The sequence below is a fragment of the Streptomyces antimicrobicus genome (assembly GCF_020532625.1).
In the GTDB taxonomy this organism is placed as follows: Bacteria; Actinomycetota; Actinomycetes; order Streptomycetales; family Streptomycetaceae; genus Streptomyces; species Streptomyces antimicrobicus.
Map to the genome: position 1 here is coordinate 1 of NZ_JAJAUY010000198.1, position 8779 is coordinate 8779.

Below are 8779 nucleotides of genomic sequence, written 5' to 3' on the forward strand. Positions count from 1 at the left end.
GGGGGGGGGCCCCGCCCCCCCGGGGGGGGGGGGGGGGGGGGCGGCCCCCCCCCCCCCCGCACCCCCTCCCACGTCGGCGTCGTACGTGACGTGTCCCATCCCTTGACGAAGCCCGAGGAGGCGCGGTGCTGGAAACCGGTGTCCGGCAGGTCCGAGTCGCGACGGCCATGGTGTTCGGCCGGCGGCTGAACGTCCGGGCCGTGGAGCGGCTGGTCGCCGACGCCCTGCGGACCCTGGAGGAGTTCGGCTCGCTCGGTGACGACGTCGACGACCTCGCCGACGGCCCCTTCGCCGACCCGGACGAGCGCCGCGACCTGCAGAACCGCGCCCTCCAGCGCACCGTACGCCGTCTCGCCAAGCGCTCCGCCTTCTACCGGGAGCGCCTCGCCGGCACGGACCTCGACGCGCTGACCACCGAGACGCTCCGCACGATCCCGGTGACCCGCAAGGCCGACCTGATCGCACGCCCCACCGACTTCCTGTGCAGCTCGCCGTACCTGGTCACGCAGACCACCGGCACCACCGGCCGCCCCGTGCAGATCTGGCTCTCCCGCTACGAGATGGAGCTCTGGCCCGCCCTGATCGCCCTCTCGGTCGTGCTCCGCGGGGACATCCGCCCCGGCGACCGGATGCAGATCAACCTCAGCTCGCGGGCCACGGCCGCCGTGCAGGAGGACGTCGAGGTGTGCCGGCTCGTGAACGCCTCGTGCCACGTCGTCGGCCAGGTCCCGCCGGAGGAGTCCGTCGAGCACCTGCTCGGCCGGGACGGCGACACCCGCCCCACCCTGCTCACCGGCAACCCCAGTTACCTCGCCCGGATGGTCACCGCGGCCCGGGACCTCGGCTGCAAGCCGGACGAGTTCGGGCTGCGGTCCGTCTACGCCGGCGGCGAGATCATGTCCCGCGCCCTCACCGAGGCCCTGCGCGAGACCTTCGGCGCCGAGACCGTCGGTGACAACTTCGGCATGACCGAGCTGCTGCCGGTCGGCGGCCGCACCTGCAGCCGGCGCCATCTGCACATCGACCCCAACCAGGGCTACACCGAGGTCCTCGACCTGGAGACCGGCGAGCCCGCGGGCCCCGGCCGGCTCGGCGAGCTGACCGTCACGCCGTACTACCCGTACCGCGAGTGCATGCCGGTCCTGCGCTACAACACCGGCGACGTGGTCCGCACCCTCGACGGCGACGGCGAGGCCGACTGCGAACTCGCCGCCGTGCCCGCCGTCTCCCAGATCCTCGGCAAGGCCGGCCGGCTGTACCGCACCGCCGACGGCGTCGTCACCCCGCGCGACGTCGTCGAGGCCCTCGACGGCACCCCCGGGCTGCCGTTCCCGCTGCGGCACCGGGCCGCGACCGGCGACGACGGAAGGCTCCACGTCGAACTCGCCTCGCGGGAGCTGAGCGCGGCGGAGGTGACCGAACTGCTGCGCGCCCAGGGCATCGACGCCCGCGTGAGCGTCCTGCCGCTGGACGACGCCGAGGCCGCGCGCCGCTTCCCCCTCCGCTGCGACCTGTTGGAGCACACCTTCACCCGGAGCCACGCATGACGGTCTTCTTCCAGCTCGCGGTCACCACCGCCCTGGCGCTCGCCGTGTGCGCCGGCGCGATCGCCTACTTCCGCTCGGTCCGCACGCCCAGGCCGCCGCTCGGCGTCTTCAACGGCCGCGACATCTTCTTGATGATGGGCTTCGTCCTCGCGCTTCCCTACGTCTACCTCGCCCTGCCCGGCGCCACCCTGCCGGTCGTGCTCGCCCTGGTCTTCGCGGGCGGCCTCTCCGTCGGCTACGCGCCCCTCGTCGGCGACGGCCGGCTGCGCTGGGCGCTGATCGCGGCCCTGATCGCCTCCGTGCTGGTCTGCCACCGCGCCTTCGGCGAGACCGCGGCGCCGTACTGGGTGGCCAACAGCTGTGTCGTCGGCCTGGTCGTCGTCTCCGCCACCAACCTCAACGTCCAGGGCGGCATGCGGCTGCGCAACGTCGCCTGGTTCCTGCTCGCCCTCGCCGCCTACGACGCGTTCTTCGCCTGGGTCGTCCCGCTCACCGAGGAACTCTCCGACGCCGTCCAGGGCTACCCGTACGCCCCCGCCGCCGGCCTGCGCATCGGCGAGGACCTGGGTGCGGTGGTCGGCATGGGCGACCTGCTGGCGTACGCGCTGTTCACGACCGCGGCGTACAAGGCGTACGGAAAGGCCGGCCTCCGCACCGGCGTCGCCCTGGTCGCGCTCTTCGGCGCGGTGACGCCCGTGGCGGTGCTGCACCTGGTCACGGCCGTCACCGGCGAGGCCCCCGCCCTGATCCCGGCCCAGGTCTTCTTCGGCCCGGCGGCCTTCCTCGGCCACCAGGTGCTGCGGCGGCGCGGGCCCGAGCGGCGGATGGTCGAGGTGACGTTACGCAGGACCGTAATGCCCGTGTAATGGTGTGCCCCCCGCCCCACCGGGTTGACTGTCGGCAACGACGGCGCGCCGGTACCAGGGCGAGCCGGTGCGACGGTGAGCCGGTACGGCACGAGAACGGCGGGAGTCAGGGCTGTGGGGACGAAGCGGGAGAGCGGGCGGCGGCGGCCGATCGTGGTGGGTGTGGCGCTCGCGGTGGCGGCGGCGGTGGTGGCCGCGGGGCTGCTCCTGTTCGAGCCGTGGAAGCTGTGGACGGACGAGACGGTGAGCGAGGCGCTGCCGACCGGCGCCCCTGCCGCCCCCGCCGCGCCTGGCACGTCGGGCGGGTCGGGCACGTCGGGCGCCCCCTCGGCGGCGGCCGCCCAGCCGCCGCAGACCGTCGCCCGGGGGACCTTCATCAGCCACGAGCACGAGACGAAGGGCACGGCGAAGGTCGTCCGGCTGGCCGACGGCTCGCACACCCTCCGCCTGGAGGGGCTGGACACCAGCAACGGCCCGGACCTGCGGGTGTGGCTGACCGACGCCCCGGTGAAGCCGGGCACGGAGGGCTGGAAGGTCTTCGACGACGGCAAGCACATCAGCCTCGGCAAGCTCAAGGGCAACAAGGGCGACCAGAACTACGAGATCCCGGCCGGCCTCGACCTGGCCACGTACACGAGCGTGACGATCTGGTGCGACCGCTTCAGCGTCTCCTTCGGCGCGGCCGAGCTGGCCAAGGCGTAGCCCGGCCCGGGCCGGGTGACGGAAGTCTTACGGCCCGGCGCGGGAGCCCCCGCGCCGGGCCGCGGCTTCGTAGCGTGCGGAACATGGGGAACACGCGGGACATGCGCAACACGCCGTACACACAGGACACGCGGGACACGCAGGACCCGTCGAGCATGCGGAGGCAGATGCGGATGCGGATCCTGGTGACCGGGGGCGCCGGATTCATCGGCGCGCAGGTGGTGGCCGCCCTGACGGCGGCGGGCCACGAGCCGGTGGTGCTGGACGCGCTGCTTCCGGCCGCCCACCCGCAGGAGCCGCCGGCGCTCGACGCCGAGTTCGTCCACGGCGACGTCCGCGACCCGGACGTCGTACGGCGCTGCCTGCGCGGCGTGGACGCGGTGTGCCACCAGGCGGCCATGGTCGGGCTCGGGAAGGACTTCGCCGACGCCCCCGCCTACGTCGGCTGCAACGACCTGGGCACCGCCGTGCTGCTGGCGGGCATGGCCGAGGCCGGAGTGCGGCGGCTGGTGCAGGCCGGGTCGATGGTGGTCTACGGCGAGGGACGCTACGAGTGCGCCGCCCACGGGGTGGTGCGGCCGGGGCCGCGGGTCGTGGCGGACCTGGAGGCCGGCCGGTTCGAGCCGCGCTGCCCGCTCTGCGCCGCCGAGCTGGTCCCCGGGCTGGTGGGCGAGGACGCCCCCGCGGACCCCCGCAACGTCTACGCGACCACGAAGCTGGCCCAGGAGCACCTGGCCGCGTCCTGGGCCCGCGCGACGGGCGGTTCGGCCGTCTCCTTGCGCTACCACAACGTCTACGGGCCGGGCATGCCCCGCGACACGCCGTACGCGGGGGTCGCGTCGTTCTTCCGTTCGGCTCTGGCGCGCGGGGAGGCGCCGCGCGTCTTCGAGGACGGCCACCAGCGGCGGGACTTCGTCCACGTACGGGACGTGGCACGGGCGAACGTGGCGGCCCTGGAGGCGACCGCGCCGGGCCCCGGGGACGGGCTGCACACCGCGTACAACGTGGGCAGCGGCGACCCGCGCACGGTCGGCGAGATGGCCGCTACGCTCGCCCGCGCCCACGGCGGCCCCGCACCCCTGGTGACGGGCGAGTTCCGCCTGGGCGACGTCCGCCACATCACCGCCGACTCCACCCGCCTGCGCACGGCCCTGCGCTGGCACCCGCAGGTCACCTTCACGTCGGGCATGACGGAGTTCGCCCACGCCGAACTCCGCCCCTCGGCCGGTGCACCGGAGTAGCCGCGGGCGACGGCCAAGGGCCCGGAGGAGGGAGCCCGATCGGTCCCGGTTGCCCGTGGTGGTGCCGCGGGACGGCGCACGACGGACCGGAGTTGGCCGGAGTCGTGCGGAATCCGGCTCGTGTTCGTCTCGTGTATCCGGCGCCGTCACGTCAGGCTCCCCCGGGCGCGTTGTTCTAGGGGCGCTCAGCCACCCTCGACGACAGAGGTCGATCCCTCCATGGCAGAACTCAACCGCCGCCGCTTCCTGCAGCTCACCGGTGGCGCCGCCGCGCTGACCGTGCTCAACGAGAGCATCGCGCGTGCCGCGTCCATCCCCGCGCAGGGGACCACCGGCACCATCGCCGACGTCGAGCACGTCGTCGTCCTGATGCAGGAGAACCGGTCCTTCGACCACTACTTCGGCGCCCTGCGCGGTGTCCGGGGGTTCGGTGACCCGCGCCCCGTGACCCTGCCCAGCGGCAAGTCCGTCTGGCACCAGGCCGACGGCGCGGGCAAGGAGACGCTGCCGTTCCGGCCGCCGTCGGACGATCTCGGCATGGAGTACCTCCAGGGCCTCAACCACGACTGGGCGGGCGGCCAGAGCGCGTTCAACCGGGGCAAGTACGACAACTGGGTGCCCGCCAAGACGCCGGCCACCATGGCGTACCTGACGCGGGACGACATCCCGTTCCACTACGCGCTCGCCGACGCCTTCACCGTCTGCGACGCCTACCACTGCTCGTTCATCGGCTCGACCGACCCCAACCGCTACTACCTGTGGTCCGGCCACACCGGCAACGACGGCACGGGCGGCGGCCCGGTCCTGGACAACGCCGAGGCCGGCTACGGCTGGACGACCTATCCGGAGCGCCTGGAGGCGGCCGGGATCTCCTGGAAGGTCTACCAGGACATAGGCGACGGCCTGGACGCCGCCGGCTCGTGGGGCTGGATCAACGACGCCTTCCGCGGCAACTACGGCGACAACTCCCTCCTCTACTTCAACCGCTACCGCAACGCCCAGCCGGGCGACCCGCTGTACGACAAGGCCCGCACCGGCACGAACGCCAAGGCCGGCGAGGGCTACTTCGACCGGCTGCGCGCCGACGTGCGGGCCGGCACGCTGCCGCAGGTCTCCTGGATCGCCGCGCCCGAGGCCTTCAGCGAGCACTCCAACTGGCCGTCCAACTTCGGGGCCTGGTACATCGCGCAGGTGCTGGACGCGCTGACCTCCGACCCTGACGTGTGGGCCCGTACCGCGCTGTTCATCACCTACGACGAGAACGACGGCTTCTTCGACCACGTCGTACCGCCGTACGCCCCCGCCGACGCGAGCCAGGGCCTGTCGACGACGCCCACCGCGTTGGACGTCTTCCCCGGCAAGGCCGGCTACGCCGCCGGGCCGTACGGTCTCGGGCCGCGCGTGCCGATGCTGGTCGTCTCCCCCTGGAGCACCGGCGGTTACTCCTGCTCCGAGACCTTCGACCACACCTCGGTCATCCGCTTCCTGGAGAAGCGCTTCGGCGTCATGGAGCCCAACATCTCGCCGTGGCGCCGGGCGGTCTGCGGTGACCTGACCTCGGCGTTCGACTTCGCCCGCCGGGAGACCGGCGCGGTCGCGCTGCCCGACACCGGCGGCTTCGAGCCGCAGGACCGCGAGCGGCACCCCGATTTCCGGGCGGTGCCGCCGGCCGTGGGCTCCATGCCGCGCCAGGAGCGCGGCATGCGCCCCACCCGGCCGCTGAAGTACGCGCCGTACGTGGACGGGACGGCGCTGACCGCCGAGGGCAGGTTCCGGCTGACGTTCAGCGGGGGGCAGGACCTGGGCGCGCAGTTCTACGTCACCTCGGGCAACCGCACCGACGCCCCGTGGACGTACACCACCGAAGCCGGCACGTCGATCTCCGACACCTGGAACACCCGCTACTCGGGGGGCGTCACCGACCTGACGGTGCACGGCCCGAACGGTTTCCTGCGCGGCTTCCGCAACCCGGGCACCACCCCCGGCCCCGAGGTCACGGCCCGCCACAACGCCACCACCGGCAACCTGGACCTCACGCTCACCAACAACGGCGGCTCCACGGCCACGCTGACGGTCACCAACTCCTACGGCGGCGGACCGAAGCGGCTGACCGTGGCCAAGGGCGCGACGGTCACGTACAGCGTGCCGCTGAAGAACAGCAGGCGCTGGTACGACGTCACGGTCACGGCCTCCGGCACCGCCGACTTCATGCGCCGCTTCGCCGGCAAGGTCGAGACCGGCGCGGCCGGCTTCTCCGACCCGGCGATCCTGACGGAGGCGGGCTCCTGACGCAGGCGCTCCTGACGGGAGCCCGCGGGACCGGCGCCTGGACCTGAGCCGATCCTGCGGGCTTCCTTAAGGGACCTTGAGGAACCCTTCCTGAGGCTTCTTTTTGCTGCTCACCGGCCTACGCTGCGGGACGTACCCCTCTCCACCCCAGCCCTTGTGAGGTGTCAGCGGCATGAGCCGAAGCCGAACTGCCGAAACCCCGTCCCGCGTCGAGGCACGCCGCCGGAAGGCGGTGCGCACCCGCATCGTGCTCTCCGTCACCGCGGCGGCCGCGGCCGTGGCGGTCGGGGTGGCGGTGGCCGACTCCGACGGTGATGCCGCCCGCAAGGACCAGCGCGCCGACGCCGGGTCCGGTACGGCGTCCAGGACGGCGGGCAGCGGTGACGCGCCGGGTACGACGGCCACCCCCGCCCCCGGCACCCCCTCCGCCGGGGCGTCGGCCTCGGCGAGCGCGACGCCGTCCGGCACGCCCACCACCGGCGCCTCGGCGTCGGCCACACCCACGCAGCCCGCAGCGTCGCAGGACGGCGGGGCCGCCCCCAAGGCGGCGCCGGCCCCGGCCGACAAGCCCACCCGGAAGCCCGGCGCGTCCACCTCCGGCGGCTCCGGCGGTTCGGGCGGCGCGGGTGGTTCCGGCGGTTCGGGCGGCTCGGGCGGGACCGCCGACGCCGACACCGAGTCCGCCGTCCTCGCCCTGGTCAACAAGGAGCGGGCGGCCGCCGGATGCGGTCCGCTGGCCACGAACGCCAAGCTCACCGCCGCCGCCCGCGCGTACAGCGACACGATGGCCCGCAGCGGCGTCATGTCCCACACCGGCCCCGACGGTTCCACCATGACCAGCCGGGTGGAGGCGGCGGGCTACGGATGGTCCCGCCTGGGCGAGAACATAGCCCGCGGCCAGGCCGACGCCCAGGCGGTCATGAACGCCTGGATGAACAGCTCCGGCCACCGGGCCAACATCCTCAACTGCGCGTTCAAGGAGATCGGCATCGGCGTCCACAAGGGCGACGGCGGCCCGTGGTGGACCCAGAACTTCGGCACCCCCCGGTAACCCGTACGCCCCCGAGCCACCACGAAACCCCCCACAGGCCACGCCCTCCGACCCCTCCCCGGGCCGGAGGGCGTGGGCCGTCCGCGGGGGGCATGCGCCACCATAGGGCGGTGCCTCGAATTCCGCGTTACCTGCTCATATGGCTGTCGTGCACGGCCGCCAGCGTGGCGGCCGTGCTCGGCACGGTCCAGTTCGTGGTCGGTACGACCAGGCACACACCGCCGGTCGCGCGGTCCGCCCCGACGGTGATCGAGACGCCCCCCGCCTGGCAGGCCGGCAGCCCGGCCCCCGGCACCCCCTCGCCGAGCGCCTCCCCCAGCCCGTCGCCCCCGCCGAGCCAGCGGCCGTCCCCGTCGGGCGCGACGCCCGCCAAGGCCTCGCCGGGCACCTCCCGCCCGGCCACCCCGACGCCGGCCGTCGACGTCGACTGCGAGGGCGGCGGCGCGGGGCTGTACACGGTCCCTTCCCAGGGCGGCAAGGCCACCGTGCGGTACGGCAGCCGGGGCGTGTGCCTGATCTCCGCCGTGCCCGGCCGCGGTTTCAAGGCCACCACGTCCCAGACCGAGGGCGACACCCTCACGGTCACGTTCACCAGCGACGACCACCGGTCCGTCATCACCGCGACCGTCGACCCGTCGGCCAGGGCCAGCGTCCGCGAGACGTCGTTCTGACCCTTCCGCACCTTGTGCGCGGACTTCCGCCCGGCGGGCGGCGAAGCGGAAGGTGAGCTCTTCCTTAGGGGATCCTCAAGATCGCACGGGAGCGGTTCCCCGGGCCCGCCGCCGCCCTATGCTCGCGTCAGCCGAGCGGCCGAAGGCGCCGGGGCACGAGCCCCGGGCGCACTGTCGGACCGCCCGCTCACGAGTCCCGGGCGCACCGTCGGACCGCCCGCTCCGCCGAACCGGGGCCTCGTGACCGTCCCGCAGTCCTCACCGTGCCCGGGGTGCCTCCGCCATGAGTTCTCGCCTGCCCGTTCCCGTCCCTGCCGGTCGTCCGGCGACGCCCCACCGACCCGCCGCGCGGCGGGGGCGGCGACTGCCTCTGGCGGCCGCGGCCGTCGTCGCCGCGAGCCTGACCGCCGCG

At 74.0% G+C, this 8779-nt stretch carries 7 protein-coding genes; all 7 read left to right on the forward strand.

What is annotated here, in order from left to right; translation table 11 throughout:
• Positions 1-125: 125 nt before the first annotated feature.
• The 7 genes from LG632_RS28495 (at position 126) to LG632_RS28525 (ending at position 8367) form a co-directional block, all read left to right on the forward strand.
• A complete protein-coding gene (locus tag LG632_RS28495) occupies positions 126-1547 on the forward strand; it encodes a phenylacetate--CoA ligase family protein (RefSeq protein ID WP_226730609.1) in 1422 nt (473 codons plus the stop codon).
• A complete protein-coding gene (locus tag LG632_RS28500; protein ID WP_226730611.1) occupies positions 1544-2413 on the forward strand; it encodes a hypothetical protein in 870 nt (289 codons plus the stop codon). The genes LG632_RS28495 and LG632_RS28500 overlap by 4 nt, the downstream gene beginning before the upstream one ends.
• Positions 2414-2527: 114 nt before the next feature.
• Positions 2528-3115, forward strand: coding sequence for a DM13 domain-containing protein (locus LG632_RS28505; protein WP_374203623.1), 588 nt, complete (start codon positions 2528-2530; stop codon positions 3113-3115).
• A gap of 173 nt (positions 3116-3288) precedes the next feature.
• Positions 3289-4356, forward strand: coding sequence for an NAD-dependent epimerase/dehydratase family protein (locus LG632_RS28510; RefSeq protein ID WP_226730622.1), 1068 nt, complete (start codon positions 3289-3291; stop codon positions 4354-4356).
• Positions 4357-4575: 219 nt separating this feature from the next.
• Entirely contained in the window at positions 4576-6645 is a 2070-nt protein-coding gene (locus LG632_RS28515; protein ID WP_226730613.1) for a phosphocholine-specific phospholipase C, read from the forward strand.
• A 172-nt stretch (positions 6646-6817) separates the two neighbouring features.
• On the forward strand, positions 6818-7696 hold the full coding sequence (locus LG632_RS28520) for a CAP domain-containing protein (RefSeq protein ID WP_226730615.1): 879 nt from the start codon (positions 6818-6820) through the stop codon (positions 7694-7696).
• A 110-nt stretch (positions 7697-7806) separates the two neighbouring features.
• Positions 7807-8367, forward strand: a complete 561-nt coding sequence (locus LG632_RS28525; protein WP_226730618.1) for a hypothetical protein — start codon at positions 7807-7809, stop codon at positions 8365-8367.
• Positions 8368-8779 lie beyond the last annotated feature (412 nt).

What these genes read in the sequence shown, in the direction of transcription:
- LG632_RS28500 (WP_226730611.1), top strand. Translation starts at nt 1,544, where the DNA reads ATGACGGTCTTCTTCCAGCTCGCGGTCACCACCGCCCTGGCGCTCGCC.
- LG632_RS28510 (WP_226730622.1), top strand. Translation starts at nt 3,289, where the DNA reads ATGCGGATCCTGGTGACCGGGGGCGCCGGATTCATCGGCGCGCAGGTG.
- LG632_RS28515 (WP_226730613.1), top strand. Translation starts at nt 4,576, where the DNA reads ATGGCAGAACTCAACCGCCGCCGCTTCCTGCAGCTCACCGGTGGCGCC.
- LG632_RS28520 (WP_226730615.1), top strand. Translation starts at nt 6,818, where the DNA reads ATGAGCCGAAGCCGAACTGCCGAAACCCCGTCCCGCGTCGAGGCACGC.